General features: G+C 39.5%; 16 protein-coding genes. 13 read left to right on the forward strand and 3 right to left on the reverse strand.

Annotated features, from left to right (window positions below):
* Window positions 1-159: 159 nt before the first annotated feature.
* From ACQK2H_RS06615 to ACQK2H_RS06635, 5 genes are all read left to right on the forward strand, one after another.
* On the forward strand, window positions 160-1,158 hold the full coding sequence (locus ACQK2H_RS06615; RefSeq protein ID WP_425390667.1) for an acetamidase/formamidase family protein: 999 nt from the start codon (window positions 160-162) through the stop codon (window positions 1,156-1,158).
* A complete protein-coding gene (arsC, locus tag ACQK2H_RS06620; RefSeq protein WP_425393129.1) occupies window positions 1,149-1,496 on the forward strand; it encodes an arsenate reductase (glutaredoxin) in 348 nt (115 codons plus the stop codon). Before ACQK2H_RS06615 ends, arsC begins: the two co-directional genes overlap by 10 nt.
* Window positions 1,493-2,467, forward strand: a complete 975-nt coding sequence (locus tag ACQK2H_RS06625) for an NADPH:quinone oxidoreductase family protein (protein ID WP_425390668.1) — start codon at window positions 1,493-1,495, stop codon at window positions 2,465-2,467. Before arsC ends, ACQK2H_RS06625 begins: the two co-directional genes overlap by 4 nt.
* 163 nt (window positions 2,468-2,630) lie before the next feature.
* Window positions 2,631-5,588: a SusC/RagA family TonB-linked outer membrane protein gene (locus tag ACQK2H_RS06630; RefSeq protein ID WP_425390669.1), complete on the forward strand. Its 2,958-nt coding sequence runs from the start codon at window positions 2,631-2,633 to the stop codon at window positions 5,586-5,588.
* Window positions 5,588-6,955: a RagB/SusD family nutrient uptake outer membrane protein gene (locus ACQK2H_RS06635; RefSeq protein ID WP_425390670.1), complete on the forward strand. Its 1,368-nt coding sequence runs from the start codon at window positions 5,588-5,590 to the stop codon at window positions 6,953-6,955. The genes ACQK2H_RS06630 and ACQK2H_RS06635 overlap by 1 nt, the downstream gene beginning before the upstream one ends.
* A gap of 44 nt (window positions 6,956-6,999) precedes the next feature.
* Here the strand turns inward: ACQK2H_RS06635 and ACQK2H_RS06640 are convergent, their stop codons facing one another.
* The 3 genes from ACQK2H_RS06640 to ACQK2H_RS06650 all read right to left on the reverse strand — a co-directional run bounded on the left by ACQK2H_RS06640 (window position 7,000) and on the right by ACQK2H_RS06650 (window position 8,985).
* A complete protein-coding gene (locus ACQK2H_RS06640; protein WP_425390671.1) occupies window positions 7,000-7,692 on the reverse strand; it encodes a hypothetical protein in 693 nt (230 codons plus the stop codon).
* An 88-nt stretch (window positions 7,693-7,780) separates the two neighbouring features.
* Window positions 7,781-8,275, reverse strand: coding sequence for a VOC family protein (locus ACQK2H_RS06645; protein WP_425390672.1), 495 nt, complete (start codon window positions 8,273-8,275; stop codon window positions 7,781-7,783).
* Between the two features lie 2 nt (window positions 8,276-8,277).
* Window positions 8,278-8,985: a pirin family protein gene (locus ACQK2H_RS06650; protein ID WP_425390673.1), complete on the reverse strand. Its 708-nt coding sequence runs from the start codon at window positions 8,983-8,985 to the stop codon at window positions 8,278-8,280.
* A gap of 145 nt (window positions 8,986-9,130) precedes the next feature.
* Here ACQK2H_RS06650 and ACQK2H_RS06655 point away from each other — a divergent pair, with 145 nt between their 5' ends.
* From ACQK2H_RS06655 to ACQK2H_RS06690, 8 genes are all read left to right on the forward strand, one after another.
* Window positions 9,131-9,556: an FKBP-type peptidyl-prolyl cis-trans isomerase gene (locus ACQK2H_RS06655; protein WP_425390674.1), complete on the forward strand. Its 426-nt coding sequence runs from the start codon at window positions 9,131-9,133 to the stop codon at window positions 9,554-9,556.
* Between the two features lie 122 nt (window positions 9,557-9,678).
* A complete protein-coding gene (locus tag ACQK2H_RS06660; RefSeq protein ID WP_425390675.1) occupies window positions 9,679-11,502 on the forward strand; it encodes a mechanosensitive ion channel domain-containing protein in 1,824 nt (607 codons plus the stop codon).
* Window positions 11,503-11,591: 89 nt separating this feature from the next.
* A complete protein-coding gene (locus tag ACQK2H_RS06665; RefSeq protein ID WP_425390676.1) occupies window positions 11,592-13,826 on the forward strand; it encodes an ATP-binding protein in 2,235 nt (744 codons plus the stop codon).
* 110 nt (window positions 13,827-13,936) lie between these two features.
* Complete coding sequence (locus ACQK2H_RS06670) at window positions 13,937-14,335, forward strand: response regulator (protein WP_425390677.1); 399 nt, start codon at window positions 13,937-13,939, stop codon at window positions 14,333-14,335.
* A 2-nt stretch (window positions 14,336-14,337) separates the two neighbouring features.
* Window positions 14,338-15,096: a sugar transferase gene (locus tag ACQK2H_RS06675; protein ID WP_425390678.1), complete on the forward strand. Its 759-nt coding sequence runs from the start codon at window positions 14,338-14,340 to the stop codon at window positions 15,094-15,096.
* A 3-nt stretch (window positions 15,097-15,099) separates the two neighbouring features.
* Window positions 15,100-17,118 (forward strand): LruC domain-containing protein, encoded by a 2,019-nt coding sequence (locus ACQK2H_RS06680; protein ID WP_425390679.1) that lies wholly within the window; start codon window positions 15,100-15,102, stop codon window positions 17,116-17,118.
* Window positions 17,119-17,122: 4 nt separating this feature from the next.
* Window positions 17,123-18,304, forward strand: coding sequence for a glycosyltransferase family 2 protein (locus tag ACQK2H_RS06685; protein ID WP_425390680.1), 1,182 nt, complete (start codon window positions 17,123-17,125; stop codon window positions 18,302-18,304).
* Between the two features lie 118 nt (window positions 18,305-18,422).
* Window positions 18,423-20,084 carry a glycosyltransferase gene (locus ACQK2H_RS06690; protein ID WP_425390681.1) on the forward strand — a complete coding sequence of 554 codons (1,662 nt, stop codon included), beginning with the start codon at window positions 18,423-18,425 and terminating at the stop codon, window positions 20,082-20,084.

The raw sequence follows: 20,084 nt of genomic DNA on the forward strand, positions 1-20,084 counted from the left end.
TTTTTTATAGGACATATGCGGTTCCCCGCCGGGAAATTCGCATGATTATTATTCATTCTTTGCAGATGTTTTATTCATCATGCTCATTTCATGAGGTTAGATTTTTTAATAAGTTAGTAAGTATAAAACTTAATGATTGTGAAACCAACCCTAAATCTTATGAAGCACCTTATCTGGATATTAGTGGTAGCAGCTTTCAGCTGTACCATGAATGTTGAAAGTAGTACGGAGGATCTGACGGATGCGGTAGTTCCTCTAGCAGACCATACACTTACTTCAGATCAAACGCATAACAAATGGAGTAGGTCAATTGAGCCGGTGCTCACTATTAATTCCGGAGAAGTAGTAGAGGTAAGCACAGAAGAAGCAACGGATGGTCAGTTGACGCTAAACTCGGATACTTCAGACCTCATGAATATAAGCTTTGATCCGATTCATCCTTTGACAGGCCCTATCTATGTAAATGAAGCGCAACCGGGAGATGTTCTGGCGGTTACCTTGCATAAAATAGAAATAGGGGACTGGGGTTGGACTGCAATTTTACCAGGGTTTGGGTTTTTGGCGGATGAATTCACCGAACCACATTTAAAAACATTTGAACTAGCCGGAAAGAACAATGTACGGTTTGCAGATGGAATTAATATACCATTAAAACCATTTCCCGGTGTTTTGGGAGTAGCACCTGATACAGATAGTCTTTTATCAACCATACCTCCACGTGCAAATGGTGGTAATATGGATGATCCAAATATTGTAGAGGGCACGACCGTTTATTTACCTGTCTTTGTAGAGGGAGCACTTTTTTCAATTGGTGATGCTCATGCAGCTCAGGGTCTGGGTGAGGTATGTGGAACCGCAATAGAAGCCCCGATGAAATTTTTAGTTGAGATCGAGTTGCTTAAGGGCACCTCTATTCAAGAACCACAATATGAAAACGATGATGTTTATGCTGTGACGGCCTACGCAACCACCATTGATGAAGCGGCGAAGAAAGCCACCAGATATATGATAGATTACCTAACTTCTAATCATAATTTGAGCCGGAATGATGCCTACATGCTGTGTTCACTTGCAGGTGATCTTAAAATTGCAGAAGTAGTAGACGTTCCTCACATGTTAGTTACCATGTCTATAAATAAAGAAGTATTATCCAAATGATGACGATTTATCATAATCCACGCTGCAGCAAGAGTAGACAAACGCTCGGGCTTATTGAAGAAAAAGGAAGGGACTTCATTGTAAAGGAGTATCTAAAAACACCTCCATCAAAAGAAGAACTGAAAGAAGTCATTAATCTGTTAGGAATTAAGCCTGTTGATCTAATCAGGAAAGGTGAAGCAGATTTTAAAGAAAACTTCAAAGGCAAAGACTTATCTGATGATGAGTGGGTGGAAGCCATGGTCAACTATCCGAAATTGATTGAACGACCAATAGTGGTTGATGGTGATAAGGCAGTTTTGGGTCGGCCACCTGAAAATGTTCTCTCAATATTATGAAAGCAGTTTTAGTGGAAAAGCTTGGTGGTCCTGATAAACTGGTTTACCGAGATCATGAAATTGGAAATCCAGGTGCCGGAAAAGTAAAAATCAAGGTTGAATACGCCGGAGTGAATTTCCCTGACACTTTAATCATTAGGGGAAAATATCAATTTCAGCCTGATTTACCCTTTTCACCCGGGGGAGAAGTGGGTGGAGTGATTCAAGAAGTGGGGCCGGATGTAAACGAGTTTAAAGCAGGAGATCGGGTGGTGTCAGGAACATCATGGGGAGGTTTTGCAGAAGAAGTTCATGGTTTTGCTGAAAACACATATCACCTTCCTGATAATGTTAGTTTCAAGGATGCGGCAGCTACGTTAATGACACATGGTACAGTGATTCATGCACTTAAGGACAGGGCTCGATTAAAGGAAGGAGAAACGTTAGCCATTCTGGGAGCTTCAGGGGGTGTAGGAACTGCTGCTATTCAATTAGGTAAGCTGATGGGTGCGCGAGTTATTGCATGTGCCTCTTCTGATGAAAAGCTAAAATCGTGTAAAGAATTAGGGGCTGATGTACTGCATAAATATACTCCCGAGAATATTAAATCAGCTTTAAAGGATTTAACAGATGGTAGAGGTGCCAATGTAATATTCGATGCGGTTGGAGGAGACTACACAGAGCAGGCTTTCAGAGGAATTGGATCAATGGGGAGGTATTTAGTTGTAGGTTTTGCAGCCGGAAATGTCCCTTCAATTCCATTAAATCTCCCGCTACTAAAAAGTGCCTCATTGGTAGGTGTGTTTTGGGGCAATTTCTTTAGAAATTTTCCAGAACAGAATAAATCCAATATACAGGAACTCTTCAAAATCGTAGAAAGCGGAAAAGTATCACCTGTTATTGATTCAGTATATGACTTAGTAGATGCGAAAAGTGCATTGGAAAGGATAGAGAACCGCTCTGTAATCGGAAAAATTCTTCTTAAATGCTAAGTGGATTTTGAAAATTCAGAATGCTATTCTGAATACGTAATTCTTTACAAATGGTTGTTGCTTTGACAATCTATTTTACCGTCCAATTTTTGGTATTCATCCAATATTTCGTGAGTTTTATCGATATGTTAAATTAATTTTTAAGTTAAAAACTCTACTTATGATGAAAAACTACTTAAAAAGAAAGCTAATGGTTTTGGCATTGATGCTGCCCATTAGTTTTTTGATGGCCCAAAATATGAGGGTCAGCGGAACGGTCACGGACGCCTCCAATGGTGAGCCGCTACCGGGTGTAACAGTACTGGTTAAAGGGACTACAAACGGTACTATTACTGGAATCGATGGAGAATATGAGTTGTCAGTCCCTTCGGGATCTACATTAGTATTCTCTTCTATTGGCTATTCAAGTCAAGAAGTTGCTGCTTCTGATGCTGGAGATGTAGCGATGCGAACTGACGTGACAAACTTGGATGAGGTCGTTGTAACAGGACTTGCAACCTCTGTAAAGCGATCCAATTTGGCTAATTCAGTAGCTTCAATCTCTTCTGAAAACCTTACAGGAATCACAAATCAATCCACTTTAGACGGAGGTTTGTCCGGTAAGTTTTTAGGAGCAGATATCCGTGCAAACTCAGGTGCGCCTGGTGGAGGTATCTCAATGAGATTGCGTGGAGTAACCTCTATTTTCGGAGATCAGCAGCCATTATTTATTGTCGATGGTGTTTACGTTGATAACTCAACAACATCACTTGGAAACAATATTGTTTCTGAAGCCGCAGGTGGAGGTAACCCTTCTACTAACCAGGATGACGCTACTAACAGGATTGCGGATATTGATCCTGAGGACATTGAGTCAATCGAGATTCTTAAAGGAGCTTCGGCAGCAGCTATCTACGGTTCGCGAGCTGCAGGAGGGGTGGTTATTATTACTACCAAGAGAGGTAAAAGCGGTAAATCACAAACTTCATTCTCACAAACCATCGGATTTAGATCTCCAACAAGACTTTTAGGTCTAAGAGATTGGGATGAATCAGAGATACAAGCGATTGGTGGAGCTTCAGCAGTTGCAACTTTCAATAATGAAGGTCTTAGGGATTATGAAGCTGAGCTATATGATAATGTAAGGGTTTCAAGAACTTCCAGGTTCTCAGTTTCCGGTGGAGATCAGAAGACTGATTTCTTCTTTGGAGCTACAGTTAAGGATGAACCTGGTCTTGTGAAAAATACTGGATATGCAAAAGAATCCGTTCGATTAAATGTTGGTCACAAATTCAATGACTGGCTTGATATCTATGTAACGAATAACTACATCAATTCGCAAACAGATAAAGGATTCTTCAATAATGGTAACCAAAACAGAACGGTAGGTTATGCGCTTGCATTTACTTATCCGTGGCAGGACTTAAGTCCGGTAAACGGTGTTTACCCGGCAGCACCTGCGGGATCAAATGCGTTAGAAACTGTAGATGTTACAACTAACAGGGAGTCTGTAAATAGATATATTGGTGGTCTCACTACCAATGTTAAAATCCTGACACAAGATGATAATCAGCTAAAGTTAGTTCTACAAGGAGGTATTGATCAGTATACATTGAGAACTACAAGTATATTCCCAGGAACGATTTCATATTTCCGACCAGCCTCTTCTCTTGGAGGTGCTTCTATTTCAGGAAGTACAGTGAATACCAATTCTAATTTTACTGCTTCTTTGGTGCATTCATACTTTCTTGACAATGGATTGAGTTTCACGACTCAAGCTGGGTACTTCTTGCAGAATTTTGATAAGAACACAGTTATTACTACTGCTACAGGTCTTAACGGATCTCAAACTAACCTTGGTCAGTCGGCAAATGTTGGAGTGCAGCAAATTATCACCCCTCAGGAAGATCAAGGATTTTTCGTTCAGGAAGAGGTTAATTACCAAGATCGAATTATTGGTACTGTTGGATTAAGAGGTGATAAATCTACCAACAATGGAGATGCTGATAAACTATACTACTATCCAAAAGCTAGTTTAGCTATTAACCTTCACGAATTTGATTTCTGGAGCTCTGGTATAGTTAATAACCTAAAGCCTAGAATTGCTTATGGTGAAGCTGGAAGATTCTCTCAATTTAATCAGCGGTTTATTCTAACGAATCCACAATTCATTGGTGGAAATGCAGGTGTTTCTCCTGGTAACTTGCTAGGAGACGTTAATGTTGAGCCTGAAAGACAGACCGAACTTGAAGTTGGAGCTGATATTGGATTGCTGGACAACAGAATTGGTTTGACTGTTAACTTATATAACAAGAAGATCAAAGATGTACTACTTCAAGCTCAAAATGAGCCATCTTCAGGTTTTACTAACCGAGTAGTTAATGGTGCTGAATTAGAAAATAAAGGTATCGAGATTGGATTAAATGCGACTGTTATTCAGAATGACAATATCACTTGGAATTCAACAATCAGATGGTGGAAAAATCAATCCGAGGTAACTAAGTTAAATGTTCCATCATTTACTACCGGTGGATTCGCAGCTTCATTGGGTACTTACCTAATTAAAGAAGGAGAAAGCGCAACTCAAATCGTTGGAACTTACATTGCTTCAGATTGTGACAATTGTGATCCTGACGGTGATGGGTTTGCTGTTTATGGAAATGCAGAACCTGATTTTCAAATGTCATGGTTTAATTCGGTTAGTTATGGAAACTTTGACTTGACCTTCTTGTGGCACTGGAAGAATGGTGGTGATGCAATCAACTTGACCACTTTGCTTTATGACTTAGCAGGAACAACCTGGGATTATGATGATACCGGGCTTGATCCTTCAGGAACACTTAGTAATGGTGATTATCGAGCAAGTCAAGCTTTCGCTAATCCTGCACCATTAATCGAAGATGCCGGATATATCAGACTAAGAGAGATTGGATTGTTTTACACATTACCAAAAACGTTAATTCCACAGCTATCTCAGGTTAAAGTGGGGATGTCTGGAAGAAATCTGGTAAATATCTTTGATTACAACAGTTATGATCCTGAAGCATCAAACTTTGGTAATAATGTACTGGCTAATACAGTTGAGGTAACTCCTTATCCTGCCAGTAAGTTTATCAACTTTCACTTAGATATTAAATTTTAATGAAAAGGACATATAACATGAAATCTATATACAATAAAATAACTTTCATATTTGTCCTTAGTGTGCTTTCAGCATGTACTTTGGACGAAATAGAAAATCCGAATGCTCCAACTGTATCCAGTTTTGAGCAAGGTGCAACCCAGCAAGATTTAAGGTTGCTGACAACAGGTCTTGAGGCTGTAATTAGAAATGATTTAGGCTTCCATTACCAAACCGTAAGTATTCTTGGAAGAGAGTATAATGACTTGACTCAGGTTGATCCAAGATATACCGGTGAGATTCTAAAGGGTCCTTTGGATAACAATGGATTCCTTACCACTCGTGCATATGCTGCATGGTATAAAGTGGTTCAGACTTCTAATTTATTGCTGACTGCAGTAGATAACTCTGCAACCTCACTAAGTGCAGAGGCACTTGATGGTTACAGGGGATACGCCAGAACATTCAAAGCTTATGCATTGATGATGGTAGCCAACAGGCAGTATACTAACGGTATTCGAATCAATGTAGACGATCCAGATGATTTAGGAGCTTTCGTTTCATACTCAGAGGCTTTATCGGCTATTAGAACAATGCTCAATGATGCAAACACAGAGCTTTTAAATGCTGCAAGTGAGTTTGCAGCTGGTGAGGATGAGTTTGATTTTCCTTTGAGCAGCGGTTTTGCCGGATTTGATACGCCATCTACGTTTGCTCAGTTTAACAGGGCAATATCAGCGAGAGTGGCAATCTATCAAGATGATAAATCTGCGGCATTAAGTTTCCTTGGTGACTCATTTTATGATGAAAATGCCGGACTTGATGTAGGGCCTGCACATGTATTTGGATTAACAGGAAATGATATAGCTAACCCTTTATTTTATATTCCTAATCAGGATAGATACATGGCGCATCCTTCATTTTCGGCAGATGCTGAGGCAGGTGATACACGAGTTACTGAAAAAACGAGTCTGTTTGACCCTGAAGATGATCCGGATGAAGGGCCTATAACGGTGACTTTTGATGGCTTATCTGGCAGCAGACAAGTAACACTTTATTCTAGTAACACTGCTCCTGTGCCTATCATTAGAAATGAAGAGTTGATGCTCATCTATGCTGAAGCGAATATTGGCACTAACAATGCTGAGGCTTTAAGAGTATTAAATATTGTGAGAGCAGCGGCAGGACTTGGTGCATCTTCAGCTAATGTTGCAGTTGATTCCGAAGTGGAAGACGAAATGTTGACTCAAAGAAGATACTCACTTTTCGGTGAGGGTCATCGATGGGTGGATATGAGAAGGTACGATAGGTTAGATGAACTTCCGATTGATCGTACCGGAGATGTTGTTCTGTCGGAGTTTCCAACTCCTTTTGCAGAAAACCAATAAATTAAATATAACTACAAAAAAGAGGCGGTTTTAACCGCCTTTTTTTATTCCTCATTGATGAAGGTTGTAATCTTCACCAAATCATTTTCGTTATTAAATTTCAGGTTTTCTTTTTTGACGAAATCTTCAAGGCCAACATGATCTAAAAAGTTTAGGTTTTTGTTTTTACTACCCACCACCTCAAATATTTCTCCATTCTTTATATAGTAATAAAGTTCCAGGATTTGAATTTCTTCATCAGTGTCGTTTACAAGAGTAGGTGAAGTAGCTTGTCGAGGAGCGAATACTTTCTTGCACTTTAAAAGCTTCACATCACCGTCAACCATCAGTTCGGGAAAACCAGGCACCTCTGATAATTCAGGCATTCCATAGTTTTGTTTGTTAACAAACTTTTCAGGTTGAAGCCTATTAATACTAAACCATTCAAAGTGGTCGATAAAACTTCCGTTAATAGCCATAATTTTGGTATCGATAATGATTTCAAGATGATTTCTTATCAAATCATATCGCATGTAATATGCAATGAGTGAGTCTCCATTATTCAGATAAATATTACCGGCATTCCAACTCCGATCTGCGTAGTATTTACCAATCGAGGTTAAATTAATTGGAGTGACATTCGTTTGCTGTTTCTTTTGCCCAAAGAAAAATGGGTTAAAGGTTGGGATTTGGGCGTGTGAATATGAAAGAAGACACAGTGGTATTATAAGTATGATGCAAGTTTTTGTATATCTCATGTGAAGTAGTGTGATTATAATAGGAATATATCATGATTTACGGTATTGATTAAACCATGCGTGCTACTTCTGTCGAATGGTCATATAGTTATTTGGATTGTATCTGAGCCATTAATCCGGCTAAATCCAATGGCCTGGTATACATATCCAGTGAACCATCTGCCTTTTTTGGCCATTCCTCTTTGGGCTTGTCCCAATAAAGTTCCACCCCGTTTTGGTCCGGATCGTTTAAGTAAATCGCTTCTGAGACACCATGATCAGAAGCACCGGTTATTGGATATTTTGCATCTCTCAGTCGATGCAATAAAATAGCCAGATCTTTTCTGGTGGGAAGTAAAATGGCCGTATGAAAAAGACCTGTTGTATGACGGGGAGGAGGGCTTCCGTCTTTACTCATCCATGTGTTCAATCCTATGTGATGATGATATCCACCTGCCGAAATAAAAGCGGCATCATCACCATAGGTTGTGATTAGTTCAAACCCCAAAAGTCCACAATAGAAATCCAAGGATTGCTGGATGTTGGACACTTTTAAATGCACATGTCCAATACGAGTTTCTGCCGGAATTTTAAAGCTATCCATAACTAGTTCATTGGTACTTCTATCACCAACAATTCCGTATCTTCAGCGGCAGAAATTGAAATCAATTCAGCGTCTGATATACCTATTGCATCTCGTCTACTAAGGGTGGAGTCAGCTACTTCTATTTGTCCTTCTAATACAAAAATGTAAACCCCATTGCCATGTTGGTTCGTAGTATATTCAATCGTATTACCACTTGCTAAATCAGCTAAAGAAAAATAGGCATCCTGATTTATCCATAAAGCATGGTCATCTGAAGGTGAAACTACAGTCTGAAATCGATCCTTTCTCTCAGAGGCATGAAACTCTTTTTGATCGTATCTTGGTTTGATATCCTTTTCTTTTGGGAATACCCAGATTTGGAGAAAATTCACCTCATCATTTTTACTTGCATTGTACTCTGAATGCGTTAGACCGCTACCGGCACTCATTATTTGTACTTCTCCGGTATTAATCACCTTTTCAGTACCAGTGCTATCTCTATGCGCAAGGGCTCCTTTTAAAGGGATGGAGATTATCTCCATGTTATCATGTGGATGTGTCGGAAACCCAGCACCGCCAATTACAATGTCATCATTCAATACACGCAGCAAACCAAATTGAATGCGATCAGGATTGTAATATTGGCCAAAACTAAAGGTGTGTCTACTGTTGAGCCAGCCAAAATTTGCCTCGCCTCTTGTATCAGCTTTGTGAATTACTTTTTTCATTTCTAATCAAGGTTTCTATTTAGATGCGAATGTATACGTAAATACATTAAATGTAGTTACATATAAAATTTAGATATTGAAATCCATGCCTCTATATTTTTAGTACCTTTGCATTTAGAATTATTTTATACACGGACAATTTTTTATGAAAGCTAAAGCTAACGACAAAGTAAAAGTTCATTATACAGGCAAGCTCACATCAGGTGAAGTATTTGACTCTTCGGAGGGACGTGATCCACTTGAGTTTACTGTAGGTGGCGGACAAATGATAAAGGGATTTGACGAAGCGGTGAATGGAATGGAAATCAACGAGAAAAAGACGGTTACCATACCATCAGCTGAGGCATATGGTGATCGAAGAGATGAGTTGATTCAGGAAGTCCCTAAAGATCAACTACCTGAAGAAATGAAACCGGAAGTAGGTCAGAAGCTAGTTGCAACAAATGATTTGGGACATCAAACATATGTTTCTGTAACAGCTGTTTCTGATCAGGCAATCACAGTGGATGCGAACCATGAGTTGGCAGGAAAAGATCTTGTATTTGATATCAAGTTGGTAGAGATTGGATAATTATTTCATTATCAATAAAATTGAAGAGGCCTTATTTTAGGCCTCTTTTTTTATGCCATTTTTATCGTATCTTCATCCAAACCTTTCTTAAAATTCAGCGTTCATAGCGCCAATATTTATACATGAAAAACTACCTGTTTGTCCTCTTTATTTTTTTGATTTCATTTGGATCAAAAGGGCAAGAAAATACCGAGCAGCCATCCGACAGTGTTCAACGTAAGTTGAACAGTCTCACGCAACAACTTGAAACTTATCAAAGGTTGCTGAGACAAAACAAAATACAGCGATCACAGGATTCACTAGCTCGTATAGATCTGCTTAAGCGCATTCAGTTATTGCAGGAAAGCGATAAGTTTAGTCAGGCTTCACTGCGAGAACAAATCCGGGAAATTGAAATCAGAGATTCAGTGAGGAATGCAGCTCAAAAATCAAAAATCCTTAAGCTTAGAGAGACAACCAAAGGATTTTCAGTGGCTCCCAATGGTGATTCATTATTCACCATTTACACGAAGCTTGGACCGATAATGGCCGAAGAACGTGCCGCTAATGTCTCTGAGAAAATTGACTTACTGATTCGTGACGATTATTTCCATTCAGATTCATTGTATACTGAAGAACATGAGGGCACAGTTGATATCATGTACCAAAACCTCATTGTCACCAGTGTTTCTGATTGGGATGCTTTATGGTTTGAAACTGAATCTAAGGAGTCACTTGCGAATGACTATAAGGACAAGATTGCCTCCTATGTACTTGAGGAAAGAAATAGAAGTACTGTTAGAAATATCGCATCACGTTTTGGACTTGTCTTCCTTATCATAGGGATTGCTGTATTGATCATTTACTTCCTCAATAGACTTTTTACCGGTATACAGGGATGGTTAGTGATGAACAAAAAGAAATACTTCACTGGCATTCGATTGGGTAATTATGAGTTCCTTCCTCCTACCAGACAACTGGACGTTGTTGTTAGGGGTGTTGGGTTTTTAAAATGGGGATTTTTCGCGCTCGTTCTATATTTTTCATTGCCAATTATTTTTGGGTTATTTCCATTTACCAAACATTGGGCAGAAACACTATTGGGTTGGATATTAAGTCCTGCGCAAGATATTTTACTTTCTTTTTGGAATTACTTACCCAATGCCTTCACCATCGCGGTGATCTATGTCATCACTAAATACCTTGTACGCTTTTTGAAATTTATTTCTCACGAGATAGAGGCAGGTCACTTAAAGATTACGGGGTTTCACGAAGACTGGGCAATGCCTACCTACAACATTGTCAAGTTTCTGATTTACGCATTCATGTTTGTCGTAATCTTCCCTTATTTACCAGGGTCTGATTCTGATATATTCAAAGGTGTATCTGTGTTCCTTGGTATTCTTTTCTCTTTAGGATCATCCTCTGCGATAGCAAATGCAGTCGCAGGGTTAGTTATCACATATATGCGACCTTTTCGATTGGGTGATCGAGTCAAGGTAGGAGAAGTTTCCGGGCAAGTTGTTGAAAAAACGTTGTTGGTTACTCGCATTCGAACGACTAAGAATGAAGACATTACAGTACCAAATGCTTCTATTCTCACAGGGCATACGGTTAACTATACTTCAAGTAGTAAAGAGCTTGGATTAATCCTGCACACTTCTGTGACAATAGGTTATGATGTTCCCTGGAGGAAAGTGCATGAGCTACTGATAGAGGCTGCTGTGGCCACTGATGGAGTCAATATAAGTAAGGAGCCGTTTGTGCTTCAAACCAGCCTGGACGACTGGTATGTAGCCTATCAGCTAAACGCCTACACCGACTTGCCTGAGCAGATGCCACGTATATACTCAGAGTTACACAGTAATATTCAGGATAAGTTCAATGAGGCAGATATAGAGATTATGTCTCCTCATTATAGAGCGGTAAGGGATGGGAATCCCTCAACTATCCCAAAAAGCACATGATACTTTAAATTCTGCATTTCAACGAAATTTCCGATCCGGTCATAGTGTGAATGTTTCCTTTGAAATTGAATCAAAGAATACATTGACATATGATGGACTGTATTGAATTCCAAGATCTGATAGAAGAAAGCCCAAATCCAATCTTCCGTGTAGGGTTAGATGGCATCATTCAATATGCTAATACGGCATGCAAACCACTTTTTGATCATTGTGGATGCACCATAGGTGGAGAATGCCCTCCATTCCTTTTTGAGGATACTTCAAAAACACGCATTGAAGAAATTGAACTCCAGGGTTCTACCTATTTGCTTCAGATCAATCCTTTGGTCGAAAGGGGATACATCAGTGTATATGCAAACAATATTACGGAGCAGAAAAAAGCAGAAAAGACGCTTTGCGAGAGCGAAGCGAGATACAAACTCCTGGTAGAGGAGGCCAATGATATTATTTACTGGGCCAATAATAAAGGTGAATTCACCTATCTAAATCCACGAGCCAAGAAAATCCTAAAGGTAGAGGATGATGAGTTTAAAGGCATGCATTTCACTTTGCCTGTTCGTACAGATTGGAAGGACCGTACAGCCAAGTTTTACATGGATCAATTAGCTGCAGGCGAATCGATTTCATATTTTGAATTTCCTATTCTCGATTCAGAAGGAAATGAAATATGGCTAGGGCAAAACGTGAAAATCATAGAGGTAGATGGTAAGATCAGGGGGTTTCATGCAGTTGCAAGGGATGTCACAGATCGAAAGAAGATGGAAAAAAGGCTTAAGGAGGCGAAGGAGAAAGCTGAGGTATCCTTAAAAACTCAAGAGATGTTTCTTGCCAATATGAGCCATGAAATAAGAACTCCACTCAATGGAATTCTGGGTATGAGCAAGCTGCTCTCAAAAGCTAAATTAACTAAGAAAGACAAGGGATATCTTGGATCTATCAGAGATTCAGCTTCCCATTTATTGTCTATTATAAACGATTTGCTGGATCTTTCTAAAATTGATTCCGGCAAAATGGAGCTGGAGTCAACAGGCCTTCGCGTTTCAGAAATTGTTAATAATGTGGCCACCACTGCACAATACAGTACTGCTGAAAAGAGCGTCTACATAGTAAATGAAATGGATGAGCAATTGAAGGGAAAGATTCTTCTTGGGGATCCGGTTCGACTGTCTCAGATACTCACCAATATTGTAGGTAATGCAATAAAGTTTACTGATGAAGGGGAGGTAAGAATTGTTACGAAACTTGTAAAGGTAAAAGGGAATCAAAATAAAATTAGGTTTTCAGTAAAAGATACTGGTATCGGGATACCGGAAGATAAGATTGATACGATATTCGAAAGCTTCCGTCAGGCAGACAATAATACCACTAGAAAATACGGAGGAACGGGCCTTGGACTGTCCATTTGTAAGCAGCTTGTATCGCTGATGGATGGTGAAATCAAGGTGGAAAGTGAAGTGGGTTTGGGAACTACTTTCCATATCGAGATTCCATTTGAAGAAGGAAGTAAAGATAGCCTGATAGACAAAGAAGAAGCGACCATCAATTATGTACTTACAGACTTAAGAATACTATTGGTAGAGGATAATCCTGTAAATCAAGTGTATGCTACCACTATTCTTGAGAATGAAAAGGCAGTGGTAGAAGTAGCTGATAATGGTAAGGTGGCAATTGACAGGCTTTTATCAGAAGAATATGATATCGTGCTGATGGATGGACAAATGCCGGAAATGGGCGGAATGGAAGCTGTCGATATCATCAGGAATAAGCTGAATATGGATGTGCCAATCATTGCACTGACAGCCAATGCATTGAAAGGCGAACGAACAAAATACCTGGCCGCCGGAATGAATGAGTATGTGCCTAAACCTTTTGAAGATGTAGAACTCATCAATGCAATTGGAAAGGTTTTAGGCCTTCAGGAAAAGACGATTGGAAAGGTCAAAGGAAATAACTCAAGTATAGAGATCGAATCAGAAACAAGCTCTTTTGACTTGACTAAACTGAAAATGTTTTCAGGTGGAGATGAAAGCTTTATCGATAACATGATTCAGCTGTTTAATCAGGAGATTCCAAAATCACTCGAATCACTAAGAGAGAGTTTAATCTCAGTTGATTATGTAGGAATCAAGGCTGTGGCTCATGATATGAAGAGTTCTGTTGACCTTCTGGGTATAAATATCTTGGATGAATTACAGGAAATTGAATGCCTGGCTGATGAGAAAACAAACTTCATCCGGATAAAAAATCTATCAAAGTCGGTAATTGATGCATGCACACATGCGCTGTTGGATCTTCGAGATGAAGCCAACATAAGATCTACGTGAAATGCTTATTGATATACGCATTTCTCGTGTTTTTTCTTTTCAGTTTTTATGCTGAAAGAAATCAAGTCTTGCATTAAGAATTTTGGACTTGAATTAAAACTAACTACGCAATGAAACAGATTATTTATGTCGTAGAAGACAACCGAATGATGAGAGAATTTCTTGTTAACATTCTCTCGGCAGATTATGAATTGTACGTATTTGACTCAGGTCAAAAATTATTGCATTCGATGGAATCTCACATGGTTCCGGACCTGGTAATGCTTGACTATGGACTTGAAGGGAGCAATGGACATGAAGTACTTTCTAAAATCAGGTCCAATCAAGAGTTTGACTTAATCCCTGTGGTCTTCCTCTCCGGAGAGCAAAAAAGTGATGTTAAGATCAAGTGTTTGAAAGATGGTGCTGATGACTTTATCAGTAAGCCATTTAATCCGGTAGAATTAAAGATCCGAATTGACAAGTCGTTGGCGAGTGTGCGCAAATTTTCTCCATTAAAAGCTTCATAGAAATGGGCAAACTAACTGATACCAAAACCATAAAATCGAGGAAAATACCTTTTTCGAAAAGAGCATTTGATATTCTCTTTTCAGGTACATTATTGTTGCTGTTAACACCACTTTTTATTGTAGTTGCAATTCTTATAAAGTTGGAATCCAAAGGTCCAATCTTTTATTGGCAGCCTCGGGTAGGTACAAACTACAAGATATTCAAGTTCTACAAGTTTCGCTCCATGAAGGTGAATGCTGACCAGATGGTTGATCAGCTTAAAGACAAAAACCACTACCAGAAATCTGTGACAACAAGTGAAACAACGCTTGTGGATGATTCCACTTTACTTGTTGGCGATGATTCGATGCTTTCGGAAAATGAGTATCTGCAAAAAATTGAAAATGAGAATGATAACTCTTTTTTCAAAGTGCAGGATGATCCCAGGATTACTCGAATTGGGAAGTTCATCCGGAACACGAGTATTGATGAGCTACCTCAGCTTGTGAATGTTTTAATCGGGGACATGTCAGTAGTTGGTAACAGGCCCCTGCCTTTATATGAGGCGGAAAAGCTTACTGAAGACCGATGGACAGGAAGATTCATGGCGCCAGCAGGGATCACAGGATTGTGGCAAGTCACCGAACGAGGAAAAGAAGCGACATCTAAGGATTCAAGAAAGCAACTGGATATTGATTACGCCAGAAAATATTCTTTCTGGATGGATATGAAAATTTTAATTAAAACGCCACTAGCGGCAATACAGAAACAAAACGTTTAAAAAATGAAAGTAAACCATTTATTATTTGTCACGGTTCTGCTCTCTTCTTGTGTCTTATCCGAAGATGTAAAGGGGCCGGAGAACCCAACGCTGAATGATGACTTTGCCTATGAGACCATTGCTACCTCAGGTATTCACATTCAGCTTAAAACGCAAGACGAGGATCCCCTTCAAAAAGTAAAAGTTCAACTTTGGGATAAAGCTCCATCTGAAGGAGGTAATGTTATTTATAAGGCTATTACCGATAACAACGGTAGTATCAGTGCTGATTATAATTTCCCCACAACGCTAGAAAAGGCAGTGTTGGAAATTTCGTATATCGGTATGCCAAATTTTTTAATGATACCGGTATCTGACCTAAATGATGGAGTAGTTATTAATGGAACAGATCATGAATATGAAACGGTAGACGCATCGAATGCTAGCAGTTCTCAATCAGCTGCGGGAAGGATGAATACTTCCGGAGCAAGAACTTCTGAATTGCCAAACTTCCAGGCACTTGGAGAATACGACAAGGACGGAAAACCAAAATACCTGGAGAAAAGAGACAAGATTTCTAAAACACTTTTAGAATATATTAATGCATCGTTACCTGAAGGACAGCCGGTACCTCAATATCACCCATCTTATTTGTCGGACGATACAGAGAATAATCTAAATATTATCGATGAAGCAGATGTTTGGATGACGTTTGTACATGAAGGCGCAGGATATAGAAATGTACTTGGTTTTTACACTTACGAAACGGGGAATCCACCAAATTCTGTTAATGACATAGAGACCATTCACGTTGCGTTTCCAAATGCCTCTTACGACAAAGAAGGAGGTAAGCTTAAGTCTGGAGATAAAGTCAAGCTCGGAAGGTTCGAAGCAGGTACTAGTATTGGTTTTGTTCTTTTGGCAAACGGCTGGCAAGATAAAATTACCGGAGGTCATCATCAAGTATTTTCACATAAGCATCTAAACCCGGAAATCGAGGATGATTTAAAGCAGCATAATGTCATGCTTTGGGATGATGAAAATGAAGTGTTCCTAATGGGGTTCGAAGACCTTAATAGGTCGACCGGATCAGATGATGATTTTAATGATGCAATCATTTATTTAAGTGCTAATCCGGTGCAGGCTATCAGCCTTGAAAATGTTAATCCCGTAGACAAACCAATTGATGCAGATGGTGATGGAGTAAGTGATGTATATGATGAATTTCCTAATGATGCCAGATACGCTTACGTTTATAGTTATCCTGGAGAAGACAGCTACGGTTCTTTTGCATTCGAAGATCAGTGGCCGGGGTTTGGAGATTATGATTTCAATGACCTTGTTGTTGATTATCAGTACAGACAACTTGCTAACGGCACCAACCAAATGGTTGAGTTGGAGTCTGAGTTTGTCATCAAAGCCATAGGTGCAGGATTTCAGAATGGTTTTGGGATTGAACTAAATATTTCATCAAGTCAGATCAGTTCTGTAAGTGGAAGTGAGCTATCAAATGACCTGTTTGTTCTTGATGGGAATGGCACTGAGGCCGGACAGTCAAAAGCAGTCATTCCCGTGAGTGATAATGTGCATCAGAGTTTTGGTACTAATGGATTCGTAAATACGCTTCCTGATCAACCTCACCTAGAGCCTCATACCATTACAGTTAATACCACTTTTTCTTCACCCGTGGATTTAAATGATGCGGGTATAGCTCCATTTAACCCATTTTTAGTGATTAATAAGACTAGAGGAAGAGAAGTGCACTTGCCTGGCTATACTCCAACTGAAAAAGTTGATAGTGCATATTTCGGTGAAGGAAATGATGCTTCAGATCCAGGCAATGGTATTTATTACAAATCGAAGGAAGGGCTTCCATGGGGAATGAACTTGCCAGAGTCTTTTGACTATCCCAATGAAAAAACCAACATCAGGGACGCATACAATAATTTCGATATGTGGATTCTTAGCGATGGCTTCAGCTTTATGGATTGGTATCAACAAAAATCCGGCTATAGAACAGCATCCAAAATCTATAACAAATAAGGAAATGAAAACATTAGAGCTTATTCTGATACTATCCTTTGGTATACTTTTCTATACCTACATTGGATATGGACTGATCTGTTGGGTACTTGTAAAGCTTAAGAAGCAAAGCAATATTCAAGCGTTAGATGTTGAGGATCTCCCGGAGGTGACGCATATTATTGCCGCCTATAATGAAGAGGATATTATTCAGGATAAGATTAATAACTGTCAGTTACTATCATATCCTAAAGAAAAAATCAGGACAATAATTGTAACTGATGGTTCCTCTGATGGTACAGTAGATATTGTAAAGAACAACAAAGAAATTTCTTTATTTCATAAGCAAGAGCGAAGTGGCAAATTAGCGGCGGTGAACAGAGTGATGGGGGAGGTGAAATCCCCTATCACTATCTTTTCTGATGCAAATGCCATGCTTAATGTAAATGCAATAAAAGAGATGGTGAAGCACTTTCAATTCAATACTGTTGGTGGTGTTGCAGGGGAGAAAGTGGTTTTATCTGAAGAAGAAGATGATGCCTCAGCAGCAGGAGAGGGGATCTACTGGAAATACGAGTCATTCCTAAAAAAGCTAGACTACAAATTGCATAGTGTGGTAGGGGCAGCCGGTGAATTATTTGCAGTAAGGACAGAGCTTTATGAAACTCCTGATAAGGATACGCTAATTGAGGATTTTGTAACAACACTAAGAATTGCTCAAAAAGGCTATCGTGTAGCTTACGAACCAAATGCAAAGGCGAAAGAGTATGCCTCCTCTTCTCTGGATGATGAGCTTAAGAGAAAGGTGAGAATTAGTGCCGGAGGTTTACAGGCTATTTGGATGTTGCGGACATTATTGAATCCTTTTAAGTACAAGATGCTCCACTTTCAGTATGTATCGCATCGGGTATTGAGATGGACACTAGCACCACTGGCACTACCTGTCGTATTCATATGTAGCTTTTTACTGGCTAAAACCGGAGTTTGGTATTATGAGGTGCTTTTTGGAGCTCAAGCGCTATTCTATCTCGCGGCATTGGGCGGCTATTACTTCGAACGAGTTAAGACTCGATTCAAAATCTTCTTTATCCCTTTTTACTTCATGTTTATGAACCTCAGTGTATATCTGGGATTAATCAAGCTGATGCTTGGCAGCTATTCTGTAAACTGGGAAAAAGCCAACCGACGAGTAGTCGCACAGAATTAAGAATTAATAACTAAGTGAAACACGCAAGATGCTACGCATTTTGCGTGTTTTTTCAATTCCGTTTTTATGCTGAAATAAAACACATCCTATGCCGGGAACTTTGTTACAAGTTTTTAGCATGAAAAAAGTATCAATTATAACCATCAATTACAACCAACTAGAGGTGACTCTGGAGTTGTTGGATTCTGTCGAAAAACAAGAGTTCGATGACCTGGAAATCATCGTAGTTGATAATGGATCCCAGGCTGATCCATCTCAGGAAATTTCCCGAAAATTTCCACATGTAATAACCATCAGAAGTGAACAAAACCTTGGATTTGCCGGAGGCAATAACCTGGGCATATCTCATGCATCAGGCGAATACCTCTTCTTTGTCAATAATGACACTGAAATACCACAAGGAACAATAGCATCTCTTTGTGATGTCTTAGATCAAAGAAGTGAAGCCGGCATTGTCTGCCCTGTCATTTACTATTACAATAATCCTAGTGTTGTTCAATATGCTGGCTACACCCCCTTGAATTTCCTGACGGGTCGAAATCAGGCAGTAGGACACATGAAGCAAATGCCATTGGCACTAAAAGTGGATGAAACCAGCTACGCTCATGGTGCCGCAATGATGGTAAGAAAAGAGGCAATTGAGGCTGCTGGCGCAATGCCTGAAAACTATTTTCTTTACTATGAAGAGCTTGATTGGGCCACTCGAATTAAAGAAGCTGGCTATAAAATATTGGTAAACAGAGGGTGTTCCATCCTTCATAAAGAATCCATGTCTGTAGGTAAGCTCTCTAACCTAAAAACCTACTTTCAAACTAGAAATAGAATCTTATTTATGCGAAGAAATGTGAGGGGCTGGAGAAAACTAGCTTTCCTGCTATTCTTCGCATTTGTTGCATTCCCTAAAAACACCTTTAGTTACTTGATATCAGGGTCTTTTGGTCGATTCAAGGCATTTTTGAGTGGAGCCTTGTGGAATGTAACGCATGGTACAAGAAGTCATCAGCTGGGAGGTGGATATGATAGCTTATTGAGCAATTCCCAAGCGAGACCTCTTGGAACAGGAGTAAAAAGAGCACTAAGTAGTGCAGCGATGCTCCTGTTAATCAACTTTGGTCTTTTCAGCCAGCAAGCACCCTTGGAATCTACTTCCATCGACAGAGAGGTTTTTAAGATCAGCAAACTTCTGAATAACCCTGAGACCATTGACTCATTGGTAAACAGAGTGTATGCAAACTCCGGTCTGATACGCTCTTTGGATCATGAGGTTAGTATGTATGAAGAAGAAATGCTTCAAAAAAGTAGAAATTGGGTTTCAGCATTTCGACTGGGTGTAAATGTTTTTTCTACGAACACTACATTAGGGACAGAAAACCAGTCAGTTACAACTACTAGTCTGCTTCCTAATCTGGGCTTAACACTTTCAGTTGATCCTGCAACTTTCGTTAATAGGAAAAGTGAAATTCGTCTCTCCACCAGCAAGAGAAATCGTGTCAGTAGTCTGCAGGATGACCACAGACAGAGGCTGAAAATCGAGATTATCAAGCTATACTATGAATACCTGTCTGTCCTGGAAAGCTTAGCTATTAAGCAAAACACGCTGGATACCCGCAAGCAACATGCTTTAGTGATGGAGGTAGAGTTTAAAAACGGCACTACTACATATGATCAGCTGCTGGTGGTACAGAATCAGGTTCATCTGATGGAAGAAGACATTGTAAAAGCGCGGATAGAGGCGCTAAAAAAGAAAAGTGAAATCGAGGTGCTACTCGGATTAAAATAA

This window comes from Ekhidna sp., from assembly GCF_965228795.1.
Taxonomy (GTDB): Bacteria; Bacteroidota; Bacteroidia; order Cytophagales; family Cyclobacteriaceae; genus Ekhidna.